The following is a 21,473-nucleotide window of genomic DNA, read 5'->3' on the forward strand; positions in this document are numbered from 1 at the left end:
GCTTTTGATGGATCGCACGCGGGCAAAGCAAAACCGCTGCGCACTTTTGCGCGACATGCCCTAGATTTATCCGGCCAACACCGGAGATCCCCATGCCGCATTTCAACGACATTTCGAAACAGCTTTTCGGCAAGCCGATCAGCGAGCTGGGCGAGATCGAGGCCCGCATCCTCGCCCACGCCCGCGATCGCCGGACGCTTTCCACGGATTCCCACGCGGCGTTTACGGCCGGGCTCTCCTTCGGCGACAGGCTCGCGGACAATATCGCCCGGGTCGGCGGCTCCTGGAGCTTCATCATCGGCTTCTGCGGCTTTCTCGTCTGCTGGGTCGTGATCAATTCGGTGCTGCTCATCACCGGAGCGTTTGATCCCTACCCCTACATCTTCCTCAACCTGGTGCTTTCGATGCTCGCCGCGCTGCAGGCGCCGGTGATCATGATGTCGCAGAACCGCCAGGCCGAGCGCGACCGCTTCGCCGCGTCGAAGGATTACGAAGTCAATCTCAAATCGGAGGTCGAGTTGATCGCGCTGCATCACAAGGTCGACGACGTGCTGCTGCGCGAGATCTCCGAACTGCGCGCCGACCTGGCGGCGCTCAACCGTCAGCTCGAACATTACCGCGCGCCGCCCGCACGGCAGTGACCGGATATGCGCCCAAGCTGCACTCCCTGCCGGCGACATAACCGGCAGCCTTTGCGCGCATCTCAGAGCCCGCACAAGGGGCGCGCGCAGCCGTCGCATCAGGGCGAAAACTAGCTCATTTTCATAAACCCTAATTCAACTGTGAATACACATTTTGCAACAAACGCGAAATGCCTTGGGATTCAACAACTTATCAGAGTATGAAAAAATTAATATTTGAGGATCACGTTAGGGGTGCAGGGACATTCGAAAAATACAGCAACGTGGGTACGCGGAGATGCTGCAATGTCCAATTTCAAGCGCCTGTTAGGTGGCCGAGACGGGGCCGCTGCGATAGAATTTGCAATAATAGCACCGCTCTTCTTCATGTGCGTGCTGACCCTGATCGCATACGGCGTCTATCTGAGTGCCGCCCATTCCATTCAGCAGATCGCCGCCGATGCTGCCCGCACGGCCATTGCCGGCCTCTCCGAAACCGAGCGTGAACGGCTCGCGACCGACTATATCCGTCGCACGACGATGGATCAGGCCTTCATCAAGTCGTCGCGCATGAGCGTCACCGTCAAGGACGACGCCAACAACGCAAACCAGTTCACCGTCCGGATCAAATACGACGCCGGCGACCTGCCGATCTTCAACCTGTTCACCTTCGCCATGCCGAGCGAACAGATCGAGCGCTTTGCAACCATCCGCATCGGAGGGGTTTGATATGCTGTGGAATCCCATGCGCTCCCTCGCCCGTGCACGTAGCGGCAACATCGGCGTCTCGGCCGCCCTGGCCATGCCCTTGGTCATCACGTCCATGGCGCTGGCGATCGACTACGGCTACCTCACCGTCCAGAAGCGTGAAATGCAGTCGACGGTCGATCTCGCCGCGATCGCGGCGGCGGCCAACGTCTCGTCCGCGGAGAAGGCCGTGCTCAACCACTTCGCCAACAATGGCCTGAACTACGGCGTGTCGACGCCGAACGGGTTGTTGACCATCGATGGTAAGACCTTGCCGCCCGGTGACATCAACACCGCCAAGCTTGACGGCGTCGCAACCGTGACGCGCGGGCGCTACGTTCCCGATCCGTCGGTCGATGCCGGCCAGCGCTTCATCAAGGACGCAACGCCCACGGATGCCGTGCAGGTCATGCTCGAAAGGAAGGGCGACATCTTCCTCGCCTCGATCTTCACCAAGGCGCCGGACCTCAGCGTCTACGGCACGGCAGCCAGTTCGAAGATTGCCGCCTTCTCCGTCGGCTCACGCCTTGCAAGCCTCAATGACGGGCTGCTCAACTCAATCCTCGGGCAGATGCTCGGAACGACGATCTCGCTCAAGGTGATGGATTACCAGGCGCTCATCGACGCGGACATCGATATCCAGCCGTTCCTGAAGATCATTGCGACCAGGCTCAACCTGACGGCGGCCTCCTATGAGGACGTGCTGAAGGCAAACCTGACAATGCCGCAGCTGCTTGCCTCCATGCGGCTCGTCCAGGGCCTGTCCGGGACGGTCACGGCCGCACTCAAGAGCATCGAGCTTTCGACCTCCAGCGACAAGCGCACCTTCACGCTCGCGCAGATCCTCAACCTCGACCCGAAGAAGAGCCTGCAGATCGACGCCGGCTCCGATTGGGCGATGCGGGTGAGCGCGCTGCAGATCGTCTCAGCCGCCGCCGCGATTGCAAACGGCGAAAACCAGATCGCGCTGAATGCAGTGGCTGGCCTGCCGGGGATCGCATCTGCCAAGGTCAAGCTCGCGATCGGCGAGCCGCCGGTCGAAACGCCGAGCCATCGCCTCGGCACGCCTGGTGCGGCGGTACGCACGGCCCAGACCCGCCTTGCCGTCGAAGTCAACGTCGACGGTCTGGCTGCCCTTGCCGGCATTCGCATCCGCCTGCCGATCTATGTCGAGCTCGCCTATGCGGAAGCCAAGCTCGCCGATATTCGGTGCTATGGCGGCACGCCCGAAAATGCTTCGGTCAGCGTCGACGCAGTGCCCGGCATTGCCGAAATCGCCATCGGCGACGTCGATCCGGCCGTCTTGTCGAACTTCTCGTCCGACGCCCGGGTGCAAAGAGCCAAGCTCGTCGACGCGCTGGTGGTCAAGATCGATGCACTCGCCCATGTCGAGGCGCAGAACCTCAAGCCGACGCGCCTGAGCTTCAGCCCGTCCGAAGTTGCGGCCCGGTCGATCAAGACCGTCTCGACCAAGGACATCCTGACCTCGACGACGCAAACGCTCCTCAACAATCTCGACCTGAACATCCAGGTTCTGTTCCTGACGCTCGGCAGCCCGACCATCGTGCAGCAGGCACTGGCCCAGACGCTCGGAGCCGTCACCAAGCCGGTCGACGATCTGCTGTACAACCTTCTGCTGCTCGTCGGCGTGCGGGTCGGCGAGGCCGATGTGCGCGTCACCGGCGTCAAGTGCCAGTCGCCGGTGCTGGTGCAGTAGTCCCTTCAACGGAGCGCTCGGCGGCAACCGTCAACGCCCCGTTGAACAAATTCAGTTGCTGACACGTTATGCACAAGGTAGCCCTGCTAGAAGGGTACAGCTGATTGGCAGCTGGCCGGCGGGGTTCCTTGAGTTCCCTGCCCTCGGCGGGCCGCGCGAGCATTGGGGGTGTGCGCAGCAGATGCGGGTGGTGGCAGAGCAGGAAGGTGCTGCGCGGGATGGCTCGCTCGCCTTCACAGCGGAAGGTTTTCTTCGTCATCCGGAATTGCGCAACGTGCTCCAGGCGAGCGCGCGCGACCTGATGGCCGCCTACGACACGTTTCCCCGTATCGCCCGCCTTGTTGCCTCCCACCAGAAATGGACCCTCAGCCAGGCTGTCTACGCCCTTCACCTCGAGCGCGAGCCCGGCAATCCCGAATCCGGGATTACGACCGCACGCCTCCTCAAGTTCATCCACGAGACCGGCGGCGCCAGCCGCAACACCGCCGCCGCCTTCATCGCCGAGCTCCTGACCTACAAGCTTCTGCGCGATGCGGATGGCGGGCGGGCGCGCAAGAAGATCCGTCCGCTGGAGCCGACGGAAATCAGCGAAGGCGCCATGTTGCGCTGGTTCATGAGCCAGATGGGAACGCTCGATCGGTTCGACGGCCAATGCCGTGTCGCGCGCGTCGACGCCGACCGCACTGTTTTCGAGCGCGCTCAGCCGATCGCCGCCCGCTTGCTGCTATCGGACCGCCGGTGGACCGAACCGCCGGAAGGGGTCGCGGCGTTCGTGTGGACCGAGTGCGGCGGCCTTCTGCTCGACGACCTGATGGCGCGGCCGAAGAGTCTCGACCCCGTGGACGGCAAGGTGTGGCTGGAGGCAAACCTCTCGGACCTCGCCACGCATTACATGATCTCGAACACCCATATTCGGCGCATCTTCACCCGCGCCCAGGACCTGGGCCTGCTTGGAAGAGCCGATGAAGGGCAGCGCGGCCTGTTCTGGCTGAGCGAGCGGCTGATCGCGGAATATTGCCAGTGGCAGGCGGTCAAGCTTGCAGGCCTTGCCAACGGCTTCGAACAGGCCGAGCGGCGAGCGGCAAACCCGCCGGCCTGACCTTCAGACGCGGCCGGCCGCGAATTTCGGCAGGTCGTCCTTGATCTCGTAGAAATCGCCCTGGTCTTCACAGAAGATATGGTAGCCGGGCTTCAGCACCGTCGGCTTGTCGAACGTGCCCGCGAGGATCGAGGTATAATCCGAACCGTCCGCCTTCCAGAACATCGCCGACCCGCAGTGCCGGCAAAAGCCCCGGCTGGCGCTGTCACTGGCCCTGTACCAGGTTACGTTCTCCGCCCCCTCCAGTTCGAAGTCCTGATCCTGGACGTTGGTTGCGGCGTAATAGAGCCCGGTCTGCTTCCGGCATTGGCTGCAGTGGCAGAAGATCAGTTCGCGCAGCTCGCCGCGCGCCTTGAAGCGAATGGCGCCACAAAGGCAGCCCCCGTGATGAATGTCCTGCATGGCCCCTCCTGAAGATCACGATCCCTCGATCGTGCCATGGAGCGCGCCGGCCCAAGCGACAGCCCGCGCCGCGCCCTGCTCCAGACACGAAAATGCCGGGCCAACTTCCAGAGCCGGCCCGGCATTGTCAAATTCAAAGCATCCAAGCGACGTTCAGAAAACCTGAACGATGCCAGAGATTTAGATCAGCCGTTGACGACCATCTTCTTCTCGTCGCGGCCGCCCTTCATGCGCTCGGCGAGCAGGAAGGCGAGTTCCAGCGCCTGGTCCGCGTTGAGGCGCGGATCGCAGTGGGTGTGGTAGCGATCGGCGAGATCGTCGCCCGAAAGCGCACGCGCGCCACCGGTGCATTCCGTCACGTCGTTGCCGGTCATCTCGATATGGATGCCGCCCGGGTGCGAACCCTCGGCGCGGTGGATCTGGAAGAAGCTTTCGACTTCCGACAGGATCCGCTCGAACGGACGGGTCTTGTAGTTGTTGAGCGTGATCGTGTTGCCGTGCATCGGGTCGCAGGACCAGACCACCTTCTTGCCTTCGCGCTCGACCGCGCGGATGAGGCGCGGCAGGTGCTCGGCGACCTTGTCATGGCCGAAGCGGCAAATGAGCGTCAGGCGGCCGGCTTCGTTGGCCGGGTTGAGCAGGTCGATCAGCTCCAGCAGGCCATCGGCCGTCAGCGACGGGCCGCACTTGAGGCCGAGCGGGTTCTTGATGCCGCGGCAATATTCGATATGCGCATGGTCGGGCTGACGGGTACGATCGCCGATCCAGATCATGTGGCCGGACGTGGCGTACCAGTCGCCCGAGGTCGAATCGACGCGCGTCAGCGCCTGCTCGTAGCCGAGCAGCAGCGCCTCATGGCTGGTGAAGAAATCGGTCTCGCGCAGGCTCGGATGGTTTTCCGAGGTGATACCGATCGCCTTCATGAAGTCCATGGTTTCGGAGATCCGGTCGGCGAGCTTGCGGTAGCGCTCCGCCTGCGGGCTGTCCTTGACGAAGCCGAGCATCCACTGGTGCACGTTGTCGAGGTTGGCATAGCCGCCCATCGCAAAGGCGCGCAGGAGGTTCAGCGTCGCTGCCGACTGACGGTAAGCCATGATCTGGCGTTCCGGGTTCGGAATACGCTCTTCCTCGGTGAACTCGATGCCGTTGATGATGTCGCCGCGGTAGGACGGCAGCGTCACGTCACCCTGCTTCTCGACACCCGAGGAACGGGGCTTGGCGAACTGGCCGGCGATACGGCCGACCTTGACCACCGGCTGCTGCGCGCCGAACGTCAATACGACGGCCATCTGCAGGAAGGCGCGGAAGAAGTCGCGGATCGTGTCGGCGCCGTGCTCGGCAAAGCTCTCCGCGCAGTCGCCGCCCTGCAGCAGGAAGCCGCGGCCTTCAGCAACATTGGCAAGGGCACTCTTCAGACGACGGGCCTCGCCCGCAAACACCAGCGGCGGATACTTCGCGAGGCGCGCTTCGGTCGCCTCAAGCGCTGCCAGGTCCGGATATTCCGGCACCTGCTGGATGGGTTTCTGCCGCCAGCTGTTTGGAGTCCAAGTCTGTGCCATTTCGATCACCTGTTGTCTGCCGCGGATCCAACCGCGCGGGTCACGCCCTGACGGCCAATGCGGCCGCCCGGTATTCTGAAATTTCACTCACCATCCGCAGGCCCTGCCCCGGTCACTTGGCCAAGCCTCGTGCCCGCCCAGCCGGAAACGCCGCGGAATGCGGGCTTATAGACGTTAAGGAAACGCTTGGAAAGCCATCCTACCAGAATTCATTGCTTTGCAGGGCGCCCGGCGCGCAACGATATGTCCTGGGAGCGCACGATCCCGAAAGTCCTGCTCCCTATATCGAAAGAACGATGCGCAGTTTCAATGGGATAGTGGCATCCTAGTGCTCCGGCGCAGCCGCCGAGATCGGCGACAGTATGTTCAATGATCGTGCCCGGCTGCTTGCGGCCGGCAATGGCTGGCCCTCGCGTCAAGCGCGCGTCCGATCTGCGCCGGTTAAGCAGGAACGAGAAGACCGGCAGCACCCAGTGCAGGCCGCGCCACTCCGGTCCGTCGAGCGGATCATCCAGGCCGTTGCGTGCCCCGTCGCGACGTTCGCGCTGCAGAACCGTCCACATGACTGCCCAATGTTCAAACATGGTCTCGCCTCCTTTGCCTTGAGACAGGGGGAGACCTAATGTCTTTGCCGGCAGCGTTGTAGGCGCACCGTTGAAAGACGTCTTTCATCCGCGAATGGAAGCCAAGGCGGACGCTCCGCGTTAGGACGAGACAGTAACCTCCATGGAGGACTTATGGCCGAGGCAGCCTGGGACGATTTGAAACTGTTCTATCACGTTGCGACCGAGGGCGGCTTGAGCGGGGCTGCCACGCGGACGGGGTTGAGCGCGCCGACCATCGGCCGGCGCATGCTCGCACTCGAGCGAGCGACCGGAAGGGTACTCTTCATCCGCAGCCAGCAAGGCTATCGCCTCGCTCACGACGGCCAGATCCTTCTCGAACATGTCCGCGCCATGCAGAATGCCGCCGAGAACATCTCCGACTGGCACCGCGACGCCTTTGCCCTGCCGATCGTGTCGGTCGCAAGCGATGCCTGGCTCGCCGGCTTCGTCGCCGATCATTCAACCGACATCCGCGCCTCGGGCGACGGTTTTCGCTTCTGCTGCAAGCACGCGCATCGCGGCCTCGACCTGACCTTCAGAGAGGCCGATGTCGCCGTCCTGCACGAAAAGCCGCACTCAGGTAATGTAGCAGTGCGCCGCTCGGTGGACATAGCCTATGCCGTCTATCGCGCCGGCAACATGCCGGAGCGCGAGGACTTTCCCTGGATATCGATTGGCACCGAAGTTGCCAGCTCGCCGGCGGAAAGATGGGTCTTTGAAAACCGCGAGCAGCAGATCCATACGTGGACCGACAGTGCCGCCCTTCTCGTGCGGCTGATCCGCAACGGCGCCGGCCGCGGCGTCCTGCCCGCCTTTGTCGGCGAAGGAGATCCATTCCTTAAGCGCGAAGGCGGATTGATCGAGGACCTGACGCATCCGTTGTGGATCGCGGCAAACGACGACGACCGGCGCCGTCCGGAGGTCCGGACGGTCATCGATCGTCTCGCCGATCTTTTTAAACGCGAGGAGGCGCGGTTTGCGGGAGCGTCTGCCTGAGGCGGCTCAGACCCGCTCGCCCTTGCGGATGCGATAGGACGGCGAATACATCGTCACCAGCTCTTCGGCTGCCGTCGGGTGCACCGCCATCGTCCGGTCGAAGTCGTCCTTCGTGCAGCCGGCCTTCAGCGAAATGCCGAGCAACTGCGCCATTTCGCCCGCGTCATGACCAAGGATATGAGCGCCGAGCACCTTGCGGTCGGCGGCATTGACGATCAGCTTCATGATCATCTTTTCCTTGCGACCGGAAAGCGTCGCCTTCATCGGCCGGAACTCGGCACGGTAGACTTCGAGTTCGTCGAAGCGGCGCGCCGCGTCCTCTTCGGTCAGGCCCACCGTACCGATTTCCGGCTGCGAGAAGACCGCGGTCGCGATCAGGTCGTGGTCCGGCGACACCGGATTGTTCTTGTACTCGGTCTCGATGAAGCACATCGCCTCATGGATCGCGACCGGCGTCAGTTGCACACGGTCGGTCACGTCGCCAAGCGCATAGATGCCGGGCGCGCTGGTGCGCGAGAAGGCGTCGACCACGATGGCGCCCCGCTCGTCCGTCTTCACGCCGGCGGCCTCCAGGCCGAGGCCCCTGGTGTTCGGCACGCGGCCGAGCGCCAGCATCACCTGGTCGGCGGCGATGTCGCCGTGCTTCATCGTGTGCGCGACGCGCTTGCCGTCGGCGTCGAGCGCGACGGACTGAATGATGTCCTCGCAAAGGATGCGGATGCCCTTCTCTTCCATTGCCACATGCAGCCCACGGCGCAGGTCATGGTCGAAGCGCGACAGGATTTCCTTGCCGCGATAGATCAGCGTCGTCTCGACGCCGAGGCCGTGGAAGACATTGGCGAACTCGACGGCGATGTAGCCGCCGCCGGCGATCAGGATCGACTTCGGCAGCTCCGCAAGGTCGAAGGCTTCGTTGGACGAAATGCAGTGCTCGTGACCCGGCAGCGCGTCATGCGGGGTCGGATGACCACCGACGGCAATGACGATGCGTTCCGCCGTTACCGTCTTGCCGCTGTCGAGCAGGCGAACCGTGTTCGGACCGACGAGCTCGGCGCGCGTATGCAGGATTTCGGCGCCGGCATTGTTGAGGCCCTTCTGGTAGAGCCCTTCGAGCCGGGTGATTTCCTGCTCCTTGGCGGCGACCAGTTTCTTCCAGTCGAACGTGCTTTCGCCGACTGTCCAGCCGAAGCCGGCTGCGTCTTCGAAGTGCTCGGAAAACTGAGACGCGTAGACATAAAGCTTCTTCGGCACGCAGCCGCGAATGACGCAGGTGCCGCCATAGCGATACTCTTCCGCAATCGCGACCTTCTTGCCGAGGCTTGCGGCGAGCCGCCCGCTGCGCACGCCGCCCGAACCGCCGCCGATTACGAAAAGGTCATAGTCGAAAGCGGGCATGGGCAGTCTCCTGAAAGCAAGCGGGCCGAAATGGCGATCTGAAAAGCGGGCCGAACGATGCTTGGCCGACACGCAACCGGGCGCAGCCGATGGCTGCGTCGCAGGCACATATAGTGGAGCCTCCGGGCAAAAGAAAAGCCCGGATCGCTCCGGGCTCCTCGAAACGTGATGAAGGCGCTAAGCGCTACAGCTTATTGGGCCGGCGCCTGAACGGCGCCTTCGGCTGCTGCCGGCTGGGCGGAGCCGACCTTCTCGTCGAGCGACTTGGTGGCTTCCTGGGTCAGGTCGCGCGATACGCCCGATGCCCAGATGTCGGCGGCCTTCAGCAGTTCGCGCGAGGCGATCGGGCCGTCGTTCAGGAGCTTCTTGCCGGCGGCCGAGTTGTAGAACTCGGTGATCGCGTTCAGCTCTTCGAGCGAAAAGGTCTTGGCGTAGATCGTCGCGGCTTCATTCTCGAGATCGGCGCGGCGGGCGGCAAGGCTCAGCGCCTTATCGTCGACGGTCGCGGTGATCAGTTCCTGATGGTTCGGCGATGCCTGGATCAGCGTGTTCTTCAGGCGCTCGGCCAGGTTCGGCAGGATGTTGTCGAAGCTGTTGGTTACGCCGAGAGCAGCGATCGTCGCGCGCGCCGCCTTGATCTGGTCTTCGGAGACGTCCTGGGCCTTGACCGCCGGAACGGACGCGGACAGCAGAACCGCGGTGGCAGCGAAAGTGCGGACAAGACCTGCGAGTTTGTTCATTTTTACCCTTGCTCCTGTGTTTGTCGCATGCTGCCCGGGCGATTGCCGCCGCCAGGCCCGCATGTATGGAAACCTGTTGTCTTCACCGCTCCTGCCCCTGACGGGGCAGCGAAGCCGGCTCAGGACGCAGTCAGCGTGCGTGCCCCTTGCGGCCCGGCAATGATTGCCAGCGAAGCGATGCCGATGAAAAGCCCGTGCTCGACGACGCCGGGAATGGCATTCAGCTCCCCCGCGAGCGCATCTGCATCAGGAATACGGCCAAAAGATGCATCGAGAATGAGGTGCCCGCCGTCCGTCAGGAAGGGGCCGTCATGGGACTGGCGCACGGCGATTTCGCCCGAAAGCCCGAGGCGGGAAGCCACCTTTTCGATCGCGATCCGCGTTGCCACCTGACCGAAGGGATTGACCTCGATCGGCAGCTTGAAGGCGCCGAGAACGTCGACCACCTTCGTCTCGTCGGCAATCACGATCATGCGCTTGGACGCGGCCGCAACGATCTTTTCGCGCAGCAGCGCGCCGCCGCCGCCCTTGATCAGCCGCAACTGGCCATCGACCTCGTCGGCGCCGTCGATCGTCAGATCCAGTTCGGGCAGTTCGTCGAGCGACTTCAGCGAAACACCGAGTTCGAGGCAGAGCCGCGCCGTGCGCTCCGAGGTGGGAACGCCTTCGATGCGAAAGCCCGCTGCGACCTTCTCGGCCAGGAGCCGCACAAACTCCTCGGCCGTGGAACCCGTGCCAATGCCGAGACGCATGCCGTCTTCGACATATTCCAGCGCCGCGGCCGCGGCTTTGATCTTCATTTCGCGGGCGTCCATGCGCCGGTCGCTCCCTTGTGATTCGCACGGGCAGCAGGCCGCAATCAGCGAACGGCCGCCCGTTTTTCCGCTGTGACACTTACACGCCCGACGGCGCAAACAAAAGCCAAAATGAAATCAGCACTCAGGATTCCGCGTGCTTTGCCGCGCCGGCTTGCCATTGCAATCGCCGATGAGTTCGCCTACCCGATCAACAACGGTTTTCAGCGCCAAGAGGTTTTCTCCTTGTCTTCTCCCATTGTCGTTTTCGATCTCGACGGAACGCTCGTCGACACGGCGCCAGACCTGGTCGCCAGCCTCAACCATGCGGTTACCCAGGCCGGCGTCGAGCCGGTCACCTACGGCGACCTTACCCATCTCGTCGGCCACGGAGCCCGCGCTATGATCGAGCGCACCTTCGCGATGCGGCAAAAGCCGCTCTCCGAAGACGTGCTGGAATGGCAGCTGAAGGAATTCGTCGAATTCTACCATGGCTCGATGCCGGGCGATTCGCTGCCCTATCCAGGTCTCGTCGACGCGCTCGACCGCCTGTCCGGTGCCGGCTTCAAGCTCGCCGTCTGCACCAACAAGCCGGAAAAGCTCGCCACGCGCCTGCTCGAACGGCTCGGCCTGATCGAGCGCTTCGCCGCGATTTCCGGTGGCGACACCTTCGAAGTGCGCAAGCCGGATGCCGCCCACCTGCTGCGCACGGTTTCCAATGCCGGGGGCCTGGCGACTCGCACCGTGATGGTCGGCGACAGCCTCAACGACTTCCTCGTCGCCCGCAATGCGTCCGTGCCCTCGATCGCGGTTCCCTTCGGCTACTCCGATGTTCCGGTCGAAAGCCTCGACCCTACCGTCGTCATCGGCCACTTCGACGAGCTGACCCCGGATCTGGTCTCGGGATTGTTTTCCAAATAGCAGATAAGAAAAAGGCCGCTCGAAGCGGCCTTTTTCTTGCTTATCCTTCCGCCCGGCGCGCGCCGCGCGTCGCGTCGAAGGCCCGGTTCATGTACATGTCGCGGTCGTAGACGTCGTTGAAGTACTCGACCACGCCGTCCTTGTTCGGCCAAGCCGTGAAGTAGGCAACGTAGACCGGAACCTTCACCGGAACCTGCAGCGCCTTGTTGCGGCCGCCGGCGATTTCCTTGCCGACATCGTCAACGCTCGTGCCGAGCACGGCTGCCGCCATCAGGCGCGGATCGGCAAGCCGCACGCAGCCGTGGCTGAGCGCGCGGTTGTCACGCTTGAAGAAGCTCTTCGACGGTGTGTCGTGCATGTAGATCGCGTGGCTGTTGGGGAACAGGATCTTCAACTCGCCAAGCGCATTGTCGCTGCTCGGCGGCTGACGCACAGCAACCGATGCGGTCGAGCCGTTCCAGTTGACCGATGCGGACGGGACCGGGCGACCGCCGACCTCGACCTGGTAGCCCATGCGATCGAGATAGTTCGGGTCGCTCCTAAGCTTCGGCAGCATCTCGTTGACGATGATCGACTGCGGCACGCCCCAGTAGGGGTTGACCTCGACCGTCTGGATCTCGTCCTGGAAGAAGTAGGTCTGGTTCGCCTTGGAGCCGACGACGACGCGCATGGAGAACTGCTCGGCGCCCTTGTCGGCGTAGGTGGCGGTAAAGGCCGGCTGGTTGATGAAGACGTAGCGGTCGCCGAGACCATCCGGCAGCCAGCGCGCCTGCTCCATGGCGATCTCGAGCTTGTTGATCTTGGCCGCGACCGTGTCGCCGCCGGTCAGGATGCGAAGCGACGCCTGGCCGACAACACCGTCGGCCTTGAGCCCGTGCTCCTGCTGGAACGCCTCGACCACCGTGACCAGTTCCGGCGTATAGTCCGGTGTGCCCTGGTAGGCGGCAAGAACCGTAGCATGGTCTGTCTTCAGCTTTTCCGAACCCTTGAGCCGGATACCCGCGATGATGTTTGCGAGTTCGGGATTGCTCTGCCCCGGCTTCAGCAACGTGCCGGGCGCGATCTCGACGCGTTGCTCGACACCCTGTTCGGCGCGCAGTTTTGCTAGTTCCGCGGAAAGAGCGGCAAACTGCGCGCTCTTTGGGCTCTGCTCATTCAACAACGTGGCAACGTCGCTGCTTGCCGACATCTTATCGAGAAGCGGCAGCAGCTCCACCGTCTTGCGCTTGAAGTCGTGGTAGCCGGAGATCTTGTTCGGATCGATGCGGCCGCGCACGGTGTCCTGCGCGTAGCTGAGCGTCGCGGCCGAAAGCGCGATCTCGAACTGCACCAGCTCCTTTTCGCGGGCGATCATGTCGCCGCGGTCGAAAGTGTCGGAGGGCACGCTGACGGCATAATCCTGGGGATCGAGGCCGACCTTGGCGGCGTCGGCGAGAACGGCAACCGCCGCCTTCGCCTTGGCATTGACGCCTTCAGCGCCGATCCAGATGTAGTCCATGCGGGCGCCGTAATGGGCTTCGACCGCCTTTGCGACATCGCCCGAGGCACGCACGTTGATGCTGGGAAGGAACTGGCGCGCATCGGCCAACGGCGTACGCAGCATCGGCGGCAGCGCGTCGTTGCGCACGGAACCGGTAACCAAGGGATCGAGCAACTTGTCGGTTGCGATCCGGCGCAGCGGCTCGGCCTTGTAGGTATAGTATTTCGGGCCGGTGATTTTCGGCAGCGGCTTGGCCGCCTGCTGCTGCGGATCGACCATCGCCCCGACGCCGGGAAGCGCCTCGTTGGTCGGGGCCTGCTGTGTTTCCGGCTTCTTCCGGCCTGCCCGGATGAAATCGCCAAGTGTGAAGGCCGAAGCCGGCCGCGCGTCCATGGTCGCGATCGCACAGCCGCTCATGAGCGCTACGATCGCTGCCGTCTTAAGAACTCTCATATGAAACTACGTCCCCGTATCGCGTTGTCGCCGAATTCGGCTGAAGCCAGATTCTCGCCACGCCCTCGTGCGCTAAAAGTTATAGAAAAGGATGGTGAATGAAAAGGAAACGCGCCGGCACTGATCGCCGTCGGACCTCCTGTCAAAATCTCCCGAACGCCTCATTTTAAAGACGTAGGGAGAGCGATAAAAATTTGATCCCAATGGATTTTATTTCGGCATGCGCGCTTGCGCCGGCAGCGGCAGGCGATCGTCGCCGGAAAAGAAGATGGCGTCTGTGACCGAAACATCACAACGCTGCCGGAGGCTCGGCAGAGACCGAATCACGGTGGCGCAGCGTGGACCCGCCACGCCCGTGGGGTTTCAAACGATTGTAGCATAGCCAGCCCGGGCCCGCCCCTTTACAAGCTCCGGCCGTCGGGGCAGAGAGAGGCCCGGCACCCTGGAGAGATCCGCCACACGGCCCCTCGCCCAGGCTTCATGAACCGCATGATCAAGGCAGGTATCACGATGACATCGACGCGCACGGAAACAGATACGTTCGGCCCCATCGAAGTGGCGAACGACCGCTATTGGGGCGCTCAGGCCCAGCGTTCGCTCGGCAACTTCAAGATCGGTTGGGAAAAGCAGCCGGCTTCGATCGTCCGGGCGCTCGGCATCGTCAAGCAGGCGGCCGCCCGCACCAACCAGGCACTCGGCCGCCTCGACTCGACCGTAGCCGATGCGATCGTCAAGGCTTCGCAGGAAGTGATCGACGGCAAGCTCAACGACCATTTCCCGCTCGTCGTCTGGCAGACCGGCTCCGGCACCCAGTCGAACATGAACGCCAACGAGGTCATCTCGAACCGCGCCATCGAACTCATGGGCGGCGTCATGGGCTCGAAGAAGCCGGTGCATCCGAACGACCACGTCAACATGAGCCAGTCGTCAAACGACACCTATCCGACGGCGATGCACATCGCCTGCGCCGAGCGCGTCATCCATGACCTGCTGCCGGCGCTGAAGCACCTGCACAAGGCGCTCGAAGCCAAGGTCAAGGCCTTCGACCACATCATCAAGATCGGCCGCACCCACACCCAGGATGCAACGCCACTGACGCTCGGCCAGGAATTCTCCGGCTACGCGGCGCAGGTCGCCTCCTCGATCAAGCGCATCGAAATGACCCTGCCGGGCCTTTGCGAACTCGCCCAGGGCGGCACGGCCGTCGGTACCGGCCTCAACGCACCTGTCGGCTTTGCCGAAAAGGTCGCCGAAGAGATCGCCAAGATCACCGGCATCGCCTTCACGACCGCGCCGAACAAGTTCGAAGCGCTCGCCGCCCATGATTCCATGGTCTTCAGCCACGGCGCGATCAACGCGACGGCCGCAGCGCTCTTCAAGATCGCCAACGACATCCGTTTCCTCGGCTCCGGCCCGCGCTCGGGCCTTGGCGAATTGTCGCTGCCGGAAAACGAGCCGGGCTCGTCGATCATGCCGGGCAAGGTCAACCCGACCCAGTGCGAAGCGCTGACCCAGGTCTGCGTCCAGGTCTTCGGCAACCACGCCGCGCTCACCTTCGCCGGCAGCCAGGGCCATTTCGAACTCAACGTCTTCAACCCGCTGATGGCCTACAACTTCCTGCAGTCGGTTCAGTTGCTCGCCGATGCGGCCGTGTCTTTCACCGACAATTGCGTCGTCGGCATCGAGGCCCGCGAAGACAACATCAAGGCAGCGCTCGACCGCTCGCTGATGCTGGTGACGGCGCTCGCTCCGAAGATCGGCTACGACAACGCCGCCAAAATCGCCAAGACCGCGCACAAGAACGGCACGACGCTGCGCGAAGAAGCGGTCGGCGGCGGCTATGTGACGAACGAAGAGTTCGACGCCGTCGTTCGTCCGGAAACGATGATCAGCCCGGCCTGATCCATTTTGATACACCACGGCGCCTCCGCGGCGCCGTGGCCTTGATGTCGCGAACGCACTGTCGATCGGCAAAACCTGCCGCGATCGGTCACGATGCGGCGGCGCGACGGCGGCAAATATTAAGACTTCGCAAATCATTTGCCCCTAAAAATAATGACCGATAAGCAGCGTTTCATATTAGGGGGTTTGCACATGCAAACGGGAAGCTCGGGCAAGGCTCAGACGCCCGATATCGCAGCGCAGGTAACCCATGCGATGCGCATGATGGGCGTGGCGCCCATCCCCCGCAATTACGAGCTCTATTACGAAGCCTATCTCGGCTCCAATCCGCAATTGTCGAAGGAACTGGCCGCACTCGGCAGCCGCGCGACCCAGGAGGAACTGGACGCGATCGGTGCGCAGTATTTCAGCCACATCCATCGCTCCACCGGCATCGAGCGCGCCCACACCACGCTTGCCGCCAAGCTTGCCGAACTCGTGACCCTGTTGCGCGACGAGCAATACGCACTCGAGAACTACAACAAGGTTCTCGACGAAGCCTATGTCAACATCGTCAGCAAGAGCGCATCGAGCGCCGATATCCTGCGCCACGCCATCGGCATTCTGACCGATGCGACGGCCGAGACGATGAGCCAGGGCAAGGAACGCGTCGAGACCGTCGTGCAGAAGTCCTTCGAGATGGAGGTCATCCGTCAGGAACTCGATGAATACAAGCGCATCGCCAACACCGATTCGCTGACGCGGCTCGCCAACCGCCGTGCCTTCGACGACAATCTGGCGGCTGTCTACAACAACGAGCACCTGAGAAACTTCACCGGCCTGCTCGTTGCCGACATCGACCACTTCAAGAAGGTCAACGACACCTTCGGCCATCCGGTCGGCGACAAGATCCTGGCGACCGTCGGCGGCGTGCTACGCGCCAATCTGCGCCGCGAGGCTTTCGTCGCGCGCACCGGCGGCGAGGAATTCGCCATCATCCTCGGCGACAGCAGCCAGGAAGAGTGCCTTCAGATTGCCGACCGCATCCGCACCGTACTGGCCGCGACGGCCTTCCGCAATTCCAAGACCGGCGTCAATTACGGCCCGATCACGCTGTCCGTTGGCGTCTGCATGGCGACGGCCGCCGAAGACCCGGTGGACCTCTACAACAAGGCTGACATCGCGCTCTACTCGGCCAAGAACGCGGGCCGTAACAAGACGGTTCTCTTCGAAGACGGCATGCGCAAGGAATCCGGCCGCAATTGGCTGATCTATCGCCGCTGAGAAGCGGCAACGCCTTCGTAGACCAAACAGACAACGGGCGCCCTCCACGGGCGCCTTTTGCGTTTCATGGCCCGCGAGTCCGTTTCCCGCTGAGACTACTGGCGACACGCATCGGCGCCTGCGGCGCGAGCGATTGCGATCATCTCCGGCCGGTATTCGAAATGCATCGTGTCGAAGTGATACCAACGGCCGCCCCAGATGAAGCCGCGCTTTTCGAAGGCTTGAACGATGCCCAGCGGGTAGCGGTTGCGATAGCCGCCGCGGGCCTTTCCGGCCCAGCGCCAATAGTCGGCAAAGCGCGTGTTGATATCGATGGCCGCACCGAAACTGTGGACCGACAGCGTCGCGGTGCCGGCAATCGGGCGCCAGTTGAAGGTGCCGGCACTCGGGCTGAGATAGCGCCTGAGTTCGGCTTGTCGCGAAAGGTCCGCGGCAACAGCCTTCAGCGCCGCCGCCATCCCGTGCTTCCTCGTTACCTGCAGCCGCTCGCCGAACCAGTCCACGCCGACGAGATCCTGCCGGACGGTTGTAGCGCTGCCGCCATAGAGCCGTTTCAGAAGCGCTTCGCTGCGTATGCGCCCCGGGTCGAAATCGACCGCTGGCGGCGTCGCACAGGCACCGATCGGATAGACTTGTGACAGGCTGTCCTCGACGTCCCCCGCAGCGAGTTTCTCGGCATGGCTTTTCGTTCGGCCGTCGTCGATGACGATCGGCGGCCCGCCATCCCCAAGGATCAAGGCGTTGCCGTCGATGCGCTCGATGGCATCCGGGTAACTTGCTGCCAGCAGATTGAGCTTTTCCGCCAGCGACGGCTCACCAGCAGACGCCTTGCCAGCCAGGAGGGCGAGCAGGAATGCACCTGTCAGAGCTTGCTGCCGCACCCTCGCCTCCAGCCTCTGTGCTTGCCTGATCGCGCCGATCAGCCGGGGTGCAGTTTACCACATGGTCTTGGCGGCGCGCTCCGGCCATTCGCGGTCATAGGTCTCGCGGTCGAAATCCGCCTTGGCGGCCTTCAGCAACGTGCCGGGCGTCGGCAGCAATGCCGGATCAAGGAAGCGGTCGGGGTTCCAGAGTTGGGCGCGCATGACGGCGCGGGCGCATTGGAAATAGACCTCGCCAATCGTCACGACGATGACGCTGCGCGGGTGCTTGCCGTCGACCTCGAAGCTTTCCGTCAGGGCGGGATCGACGCTGAGCACCGCCGTGCCGTTGATGCGCATCGTCGTGTTCGAACCGGGGATCAGGAACATCAGCGCCACGCGCGGATCGCGCACGATATTGGCGAGCGAATCGACGCGGTTGTTGCCGCGCCAGTCCGGCAGAAGCACCGTCCTGTCGTCGCCGATCCGCACGACGCAATCATCGTCCCCGCGCGGCGAGCAATCCAGTCCCTCCGGACCGACGGTCGCGAGCGCGCAGAAAGGCGATGCCTCGATCATCAGCCGGTATTCGGCCGTCAGCGTCTTGGTGACCTTGGCCACCGATGCTTCGCTGACGCCGCCATAGAGCGCGTTGAGTTCCTCGACCGAGCTGATGATCGACATGCCGTCCTCCAATGCTGCCAAAAATCCCGGGAGCAATCTGGATACAGAGAATCCCGGGCCAGCGACCCTTCGGCAGATAGCATGACAGACTGATGACACGGTCAACGAAAATAGTCAGGCGGCGGCTTTTTGATCTTCCGCGTGTATGAAGGCGTTGATCCGCGCAATCACCGGTGCGGCCGAAACTATGCGCCGGTGGCCAAAGCCATTTGCCCAGTGCATTTCCACATTCGGCCCGGCCGCCGCATAACGGCGCGCATGGTCGGCGGAGACTTCCTTGTCGTCCTCCGCATGGATGACGAGCGTCGGCACGGCGCGCGCCTGGATCACGTGCGCTGCATCGAAATCCTGAAGTCGGCGGCCGGAGAGACGTTCGACAACGCCTTCGAAGGCCACCTGCGCCTTCGGGGAAAGGCGAAGAATTCTCCCGAAGCCTTTGAAAAGCCAAGTCATCTCGCTTGGCGCACCGATCAGCACCAGCTTCTTCGGGATATGGCTGTGCACGTCGCAGACGATGCCGCCGGCAGCGCAAGCCAGGCTGCCGCCGCCGAAGGAATGGCCGACACAGACGTCGAAATTGCCGAAGTGCCGCCAGGCCGCGTCGATCGCCCGAACCGCTGCCGGCATGGTCAACGTGCGCCCCGGCGAAGCTCCGTGCCCGGGCCAGTCGAGCGTCACCACCTCGGCGCCGCCCTTGACCAGGCCGTCGATCATCGCCGCTAGATAGTCGCTGCGCGATCCCCAACCGTGCACGAGGAGAATGCGCTTGGTGTTGGCGGCCTCGCGCGGCGCCGCGAACCGGCGCGCCAGCACCCAGCCGCCGGCATAGGAGAGCGTCACCGGCTGGCCCCTGGCGATCACCGGGGCTGCAGCCGCGAGCGCCGCCTTTTCCTTGGCGTTCTTCGGCTTTCTGCCGGGCGTGAGAGTGAACAGCCTGAAAGCAAGCCGCCCGGCCGTCTCGGGTGAAAAGGCGTCGACGCCCTTCAGCGCGTTGCGGATGACCTTGATCGCAAAGGATGCCATAGTGGGAATCTCTTGTTATGTTCAATGCTGAACATAATTGTACAACGTTGAACAAAAATCAAGTGACGAGCGAACACCATTTTCCCTGGGACCATCCCCGCTTTCGCAGCTGGATCGCCGTGGCGCGCGCCTGCCAGCTCATGCAGCAGACCTTGACGCGCGAGATCGCCCATCTCGACATCAAGCCGCCGCATCTCGACATCCTGATCAATCTCTACCGTTTTGACGGCATCTCTCAGCAGGAACTGGCGCGCAAGCTGCTGGTCGGCCGATCCAACATGAGCATGCTGCTGCCGCAACTGGAAAAGCGCGGCCTGATCCTCAGGCGTGGCGACGAGAAGGACAAACGGGTGCTGCGGCTGTCGCTGACGCCGGAAGGCCGCAGCCTGACTGAAGCCGCGATGGAAATTCACACCGGACTGATCGAGAAGTCGATGGAAGGCTCGCCGATCGAGGAATGCATGATCGTCGCCAAGTCCATGGAGCGGCTGATCGGCATTTTGCTCAAGGAAGAGAGCGAGCTGTCGGAAGAGAGCGCGGATTAACGCGGCTTTTCGGCCTTGTCGCGTGACATGCCCTTGTCGGCGAGCTCCTGCTCGTAGGCAGCAAAGAGTTCCGCGCCCTTTTCACCAAGCTCATGCAGATAGCTCCAGGTGAAGATGCCGGTGTCGTGGAAGTCGTCAAAGCCGATGCGGACCGCATAGTTGCCGGTCGGCTGCACGGAAATGATCTGCACATTGCGCTTGCCGGGAACCGTCACCCGCTGGCCAGGACCATGGCCCTGCACTTCGGCGGACGGCGAAAGCACCCGCAGCATCTCCGCCGAAAGATCGAAGGACGCTCCGTCGTTGAACGTCACCACAAGCCGGTGGCGATCCTTCGACACCCGCAACTCCGTCGGCCAGAATTCGCTCATTTCGCTGCTTCCTTTCGCGTACGACAAACCGGATGCCGCCCATTCGCCGTAATCTGCGTTCCCGATGCGGCATTGCTCTAAGGGACGACAATGCACTAGCGCAGAAATCGGCGCGCGAGAATTACCCGTCTCTTCCGATCAACACTTTGCGACAGTATGCGCCTTGACGCGACCATCTTCGACGACGACATTGAAGGGGGCTGGGAGAAAGACGCTTGAACACAGCAACGATAGACAGATTTGGCGCTTTGCCGCTGGAGCAGAAGACGGCCCCGATGATCGACCCCTTCGGGCGGGCGATCACCTATCTGCGCGTGTCCGTCACCGACCGCTGCGATTTCCGCTGCACCTATTGCATGGCCGAGCACATGACCTTCCTGCCGAAGAAGGATCTGCTGACGCTCGAAGAATTGCAGCGTCTCTGTTCCGCCTTCATCGAGAAGGGTGTCCGCAAGCTCAGGCTTACCGGCGGCGAACCGCTGGTGCGCAAGAACATCATGTTTCTGGTGCGCGAACTCGGTCGTGAGATCGAGGCCGGCCGGCTTGATGAACTGACGCTGACGACCAATGGCTCGCAGCTCGCGAAATATGCCGCCGAACTCGCCGACTGCGGCGTCAAGCGCATCAACGTCTCGCTCGATACGCTCGACCCGGCAAAGTTCCACCAGATCACCCGCTGGGGCGAACTCTCCAAGGTCATGGAAGGCATCGACGCCGCCCAGGCCGCCGGCCTCAAGATCAAGATCAATGCGGTGGCGCTCAAAGGCTTCAACGACCAGGAGATCCCGGACCTGATGCGCTGGGCCCATGGCCGCGGCATGGACCTGACCTTGATCGAGACCATGCCGATGGGCGAGATCGAGGAAGACCGCACCGACCACTACATGCCGCTGTCGGAAATGCGCCGACAGCTGGAAGAACAGTTTACCTTCTCCGATATTCCCTATCGCACCGGCGGCCCCGCCCGTTATCTCGAAGTGGCGGAAACCGGCGGAAGGCTCGGCCTGATCACGCCGATGACCCATAATTTCTGCGAGAGCTGCAACCGCGTCCGTCTCACCTGCACCGGCACGCTCTACATGTGCCTCGGCCAGAACGACGCGGCCGACCTGCGCACGGCGCTCAGGGCCTCGGAAGACGACGCCTATCTCAGCCAGGTGATCGACGAGGCGATCGGTCGCAAGCCAAAGGGCCACGACTTCATCATCGACCGCGAGCACAACCGCCCGGCCGTTGCCCGCCACATGAGCGTCACCGGCGGCTGATATTTCATCAGGATACCAATTTGGAAGAACAA

Annotated in this window: 21 protein-coding genes; 10 read left to right on the plus strand and 11 right to left on the minus strand. The window is 62.9% G+C overall.

Features of this window, described 5'->3' with window-relative positions; translation table 11 throughout:
• Positions 1-92 precede the first annotated feature (92 nt).
• The 4 genes from IB267_RS02545 to IB267_RS02560 all read left to right on the plus strand — a co-directional run bounded on the left by IB267_RS02545 (position 93) and on the right by IB267_RS02560 (position 4,183).
• Positions 93-641, plus strand: coding sequence for a DUF1003 domain-containing protein (locus IB267_RS02545; RefSeq protein WP_192446268.1), 549 nt, complete (start codon positions 93-95; stop codon positions 639-641).
• Between the two features lie 285 nt (positions 642-926).
• On the plus strand, positions 927-1,349 hold the full coding sequence (locus IB267_RS02550; RefSeq protein ID WP_192446269.1) for a TadE/TadG family type IV pilus assembly protein: 423 nt from the start codon (positions 927-929) through the stop codon (positions 1,347-1,349).
• Position 1,350: 1 nt separating this feature from the next.
• Positions 1,351-3,084 (plus strand): TadG family pilus assembly protein, encoded by a 1,734-nt coding sequence (locus tag IB267_RS02555; RefSeq protein WP_246810534.1) that lies wholly within the window; start codon positions 1,351-1,353, stop codon positions 3,082-3,084.
• A 181-nt stretch (positions 3,085-3,265) separates the two neighbouring features.
• Positions 3,266-4,183, plus strand: a complete 918-nt coding sequence (locus IB267_RS02560) for a hypothetical protein (RefSeq protein WP_192446270.1) — start codon at positions 3,266-3,268, stop codon at positions 4,181-4,183.
• Between the two features lie 3 nt (positions 4,184-4,186).
• On the opposite strand, the gene IB267_RS02565 is transcribed toward IB267_RS02560, so the two are convergent.
• The 3 genes from IB267_RS02565 to IB267_RS02575 all read right to left on the minus strand — a co-directional run bounded on the left by IB267_RS02565 (position 4,187) and on the right by IB267_RS02575 (position 6,728).
• Positions 4,187-4,585, minus strand: a complete 399-nt coding sequence (locus IB267_RS02565) for a GFA family protein (RefSeq protein ID WP_192446271.1) — start codon at positions 4,583-4,585, stop codon at positions 4,187-4,189.
• Positions 4,586-4,770: 185 nt separating this feature from the next.
• A complete protein-coding gene (locus IB267_RS02570) occupies positions 4,771-6,144 on the minus strand; it encodes a class II 3-deoxy-7-phosphoheptulonate synthase (protein WP_043616467.1) in 1,374 nt (457 codons plus the stop codon).
• Between the two features lie 209 nt (positions 6,145-6,353).
• Complete coding sequence (locus tag IB267_RS02575; RefSeq protein WP_192446272.1) at positions 6,354-6,728, minus strand: hypothetical protein; 375 nt, start codon at positions 6,726-6,728, stop codon at positions 6,354-6,356.
• A gap of 153 nt (positions 6,729-6,881) precedes the next feature.
• Here IB267_RS02575 and IB267_RS02580 point away from each other — a divergent pair, with 153 nt between their 5' ends.
• Positions 6,882-7,745 carry a LysR family transcriptional regulator gene (locus IB267_RS02580; RefSeq protein WP_192446273.1) on the plus strand — a complete coding sequence of 288 codons (864 nt, stop codon included), beginning with the start codon at positions 6,882-6,884 and terminating at the stop codon, positions 7,743-7,745.
• 6 nt (positions 7,746-7,751) lie between these two features.
• On the opposite strand, the gene gor is transcribed toward IB267_RS02580, so the two are convergent.
• The 3 genes from gor to rpiA form a co-directional block, all read right to left on the minus strand.
• Complete coding sequence (gene gor, locus IB267_RS02585) at positions 7,752-9,140, minus strand: glutathione-disulfide reductase (protein ID WP_192446274.1); 1,389 nt, start codon at positions 9,138-9,140, stop codon at positions 7,752-7,754.
• 191 nt (positions 9,141-9,331) lie between these two features.
• Positions 9,332-9,880 carry a DUF2059 domain-containing protein gene (locus IB267_RS02590; protein ID WP_043616419.1) on the minus strand — a complete coding sequence of 183 codons (549 nt, stop codon included), beginning with the start codon at positions 9,878-9,880 and terminating at the stop codon, positions 9,332-9,334.
• 119 nt (positions 9,881-9,999) lie between these two features.
• A complete protein-coding gene (gene rpiA / locus IB267_RS02595; RefSeq protein ID WP_192446275.1) occupies positions 10,000-10,695 on the minus strand; it encodes a ribose-5-phosphate isomerase RpiA in 696 nt (231 codons plus the stop codon).
• Positions 10,696-10,920: 225 nt separating this feature from the next.
• Between rpiA and IB267_RS02600 the strand changes: the two genes are divergently transcribed.
• Positions 10,921-11,595: an HAD family hydrolase gene (locus IB267_RS02600; protein ID WP_192446276.1), complete on the plus strand. Its 675-nt coding sequence runs from the start codon at positions 10,921-10,923 to the stop codon at positions 11,593-11,595.
• Positions 11,596-11,635: 40 nt separating this feature from the next.
• Here the strand turns inward: IB267_RS02600 and IB267_RS02605 are convergent, their stop codons facing one another.
• The gene (locus IB267_RS02605; protein WP_192446277.1) at positions 11,636-13,528 is read right to left on the minus strand and encodes a murein L,D-transpeptidase; all 1,893 of its coding nucleotides are present in this window, start codon (positions 13,526-13,528) and stop codon (positions 11,636-11,638) included.
• 510 nt (positions 13,529-14,038) lie between these two features.
• On the opposite strand from IB267_RS02605, the gene fumC reads away from it, so the two are divergent.
• Together fumC and IB267_RS02615 are read left to right on the plus strand one after the other, a co-directional pair.
• Positions 14,039-15,430, plus strand: a complete 1,392-nt coding sequence (fumC, locus tag IB267_RS02610; RefSeq protein WP_043616470.1) for a class II fumarate hydratase — start codon at positions 14,039-14,041, stop codon at positions 15,428-15,430.
• 192 nt (positions 15,431-15,622) lie between these two features.
• Positions 15,623-16,693 carry a GGDEF domain-containing protein gene (locus IB267_RS02615; protein WP_192446278.1) on the plus strand — a complete coding sequence of 357 codons (1,071 nt, stop codon included), beginning with the start codon at positions 15,623-15,625 and terminating at the stop codon, positions 16,691-16,693.
• A gap of 95 nt (positions 16,694-16,788) precedes the next feature.
• Here the strand turns inward: IB267_RS02615 and IB267_RS02620 are convergent, their stop codons facing one another.
• The 3 genes from IB267_RS02620 to IB267_RS02630 all read right to left on the minus strand — a co-directional run bounded on the left by IB267_RS02620 (position 16,789) and on the right by IB267_RS02630 (position 19,260).
• A complete protein-coding gene (locus IB267_RS02620; protein WP_192446279.1) occupies positions 16,789-17,574 on the minus strand; it encodes a M15 family metallopeptidase in 786 nt (261 codons plus the stop codon).
• Between the two features lie 54 nt (positions 17,575-17,628).
• The gene (locus IB267_RS02625; protein ID WP_192446280.1) at positions 17,629-18,237 is read right to left on the minus strand and encodes a pyridoxamine 5'-phosphate oxidase family protein; all 609 of its coding nucleotides are present in this window, start codon (positions 18,235-18,237) and stop codon (positions 17,629-17,631) included.
• Between the two features lie 114 nt (positions 18,238-18,351).
• Positions 18,352-19,260 (minus strand): alpha/beta fold hydrolase, encoded by a 909-nt coding sequence (locus IB267_RS02630; RefSeq protein ID WP_192446281.1) that lies wholly within the window; start codon positions 19,258-19,260, stop codon positions 18,352-18,354.
• Positions 19,261-19,307: 47 nt separating this feature from the next.
• On the opposite strand from IB267_RS02630, the gene IB267_RS02635 reads away from it, so the two are divergent.
• A complete protein-coding gene (locus IB267_RS02635) occupies positions 19,308-19,805 on the plus strand; it encodes a MarR family winged helix-turn-helix transcriptional regulator (protein WP_371742486.1) in 498 nt (165 codons plus the stop codon).
• Here IB267_RS02635 and IB267_RS02640 read toward each other — a convergent pair.
• Positions 19,802-20,176 (minus strand): gamma-butyrobetaine hydroxylase-like domain-containing protein, encoded by a 375-nt coding sequence (locus tag IB267_RS02640; protein WP_043616443.1) that lies wholly within the window; start codon positions 20,174-20,176, stop codon positions 19,802-19,804. The two genes, IB267_RS02635 and IB267_RS02640, sit on opposite strands and share 4 nt — an antisense overlap.
• 215 nt (positions 20,177-20,391) lie before the next feature.
• Here IB267_RS02640 and moaA point away from each other — a divergent pair, with 215 nt between their 5' ends.
• Entirely contained in the window at positions 20,392-21,441 is a 1,050-nt protein-coding gene (gene moaA, locus IB267_RS02645; RefSeq protein ID WP_192446283.1) for a GTP 3',8-cyclase MoaA, read from the plus strand.
• The last annotated feature ends 32 nt before the right edge of the window (positions 21,442-21,473 follow it).

This window comes from Ensifer sp. ENS09 (genome assembly GCF_014852425.1).
In the GTDB taxonomy this organism is placed as follows: domain Bacteria; phylum Pseudomonadota; class Alphaproteobacteria; order Rhizobiales; family Rhizobiaceae; genus Ensifer.

Excerpts from the sequence above, each read along its gene's own strand:
- IB267_RS02545 (WP_192446268.1), top strand. The coding sequence starts at position 93 with ATGCCGCATTTCAACGACATTTCGAAACAGCTTTTCGGCAAGCCGATC.
- IB267_RS02550 (WP_192446269.1), top strand. The coding sequence starts at position 927 with ATGTCCAATTTCAAGCGCCTGTTAGGTGGCCGAGACGGGGCCGCTGCG.
- IB267_RS02555 (WP_246810534.1), top strand. The coding sequence starts at position 1,351 with ATGCTGTGGAATCCCATGCGCTCCCTCGCCCGTGCACGTAGCGGCAAC.
- IB267_RS02560 (WP_192446270.1), top strand. The coding sequence starts at position 3,266 with ATGCGGGTGGTGGCAGAGCAGGAAGGTGCTGCGCGGGATGGCTCGCTC.
- IB267_RS02565 (WP_192446271.1), bottom strand. The coding sequence starts at position 4,585 with ATGCAGGACATTCATCACGGGGGCTGCCTTTGTGGCGCCATTCGCTTC.
- IB267_RS02570 (WP_043616467.1), bottom strand. The coding sequence starts at position 6,144 with ATGGCACAGACTTGGACTCCAAACAGCTGGCGGCAGAAACCCATCCAG.
- IB267_RS02575 (WP_192446272.1), bottom strand. The coding sequence starts at position 6,728 with ATGTTTGAACATTGGGCAGTCATGTGGACGGTTCTGCAGCGCGAACGT.
- IB267_RS02580 (WP_192446273.1), top strand. The coding sequence starts at position 6,882 with ATGGCCGAGGCAGCCTGGGACGATTTGAAACTGTTCTATCACGTTGCG.
- gor (WP_192446274.1), bottom strand. The coding sequence starts at position 9,140 with ATGCCCGCTTTCGACTATGACCTTTTCGTAATCGGCGGCGGTTCGGGC.
- IB267_RS02590 (WP_043616419.1), bottom strand. The coding sequence starts at position 9,880 with ATGAACAAACTCGCAGGTCTTGTCCGCACTTTCGCTGCCACCGCGGTT.
- rpiA (WP_192446275.1), bottom strand. The coding sequence starts at position 10,695 with ATGGACGCCCGCGAAATGAAGATCAAAGCCGCGGCCGCGGCGCTGGAA.
- IB267_RS02605 (WP_192446277.1), bottom strand. The coding sequence starts at position 13,528 with ATGAGAGTTCTTAAGACGGCAGCGATCGTAGCGCTCATGAGCGGCTGT.
- fumC (WP_043616470.1), top strand. The coding sequence starts at position 14,039 with ATGACATCGACGCGCACGGAAACAGATACGTTCGGCCCCATCGAAGTG.
- IB267_RS02615 (WP_192446278.1), top strand. The coding sequence starts at position 15,623 with ATGCAAACGGGAAGCTCGGGCAAGGCTCAGACGCCCGATATCGCAGCG.
- IB267_RS02625 (WP_192446280.1), bottom strand. The coding sequence starts at position 18,237 with ATGTCGATCATCAGCTCGGTCGAGGAACTCAACGCGCTCTATGGCGGC.
- IB267_RS02630 (WP_192446281.1), bottom strand. The coding sequence starts at position 19,260 with ATGGCATCCTTTGCGATCAAGGTCATCCGCAACGCGCTGAAGGGCGTC.
- IB267_RS02640 (WP_043616443.1), bottom strand. The coding sequence starts at position 20,176 with ATGAGCGAATTCTGGCCGACGGAGTTGCGGGTGTCGAAGGATCGCCAC.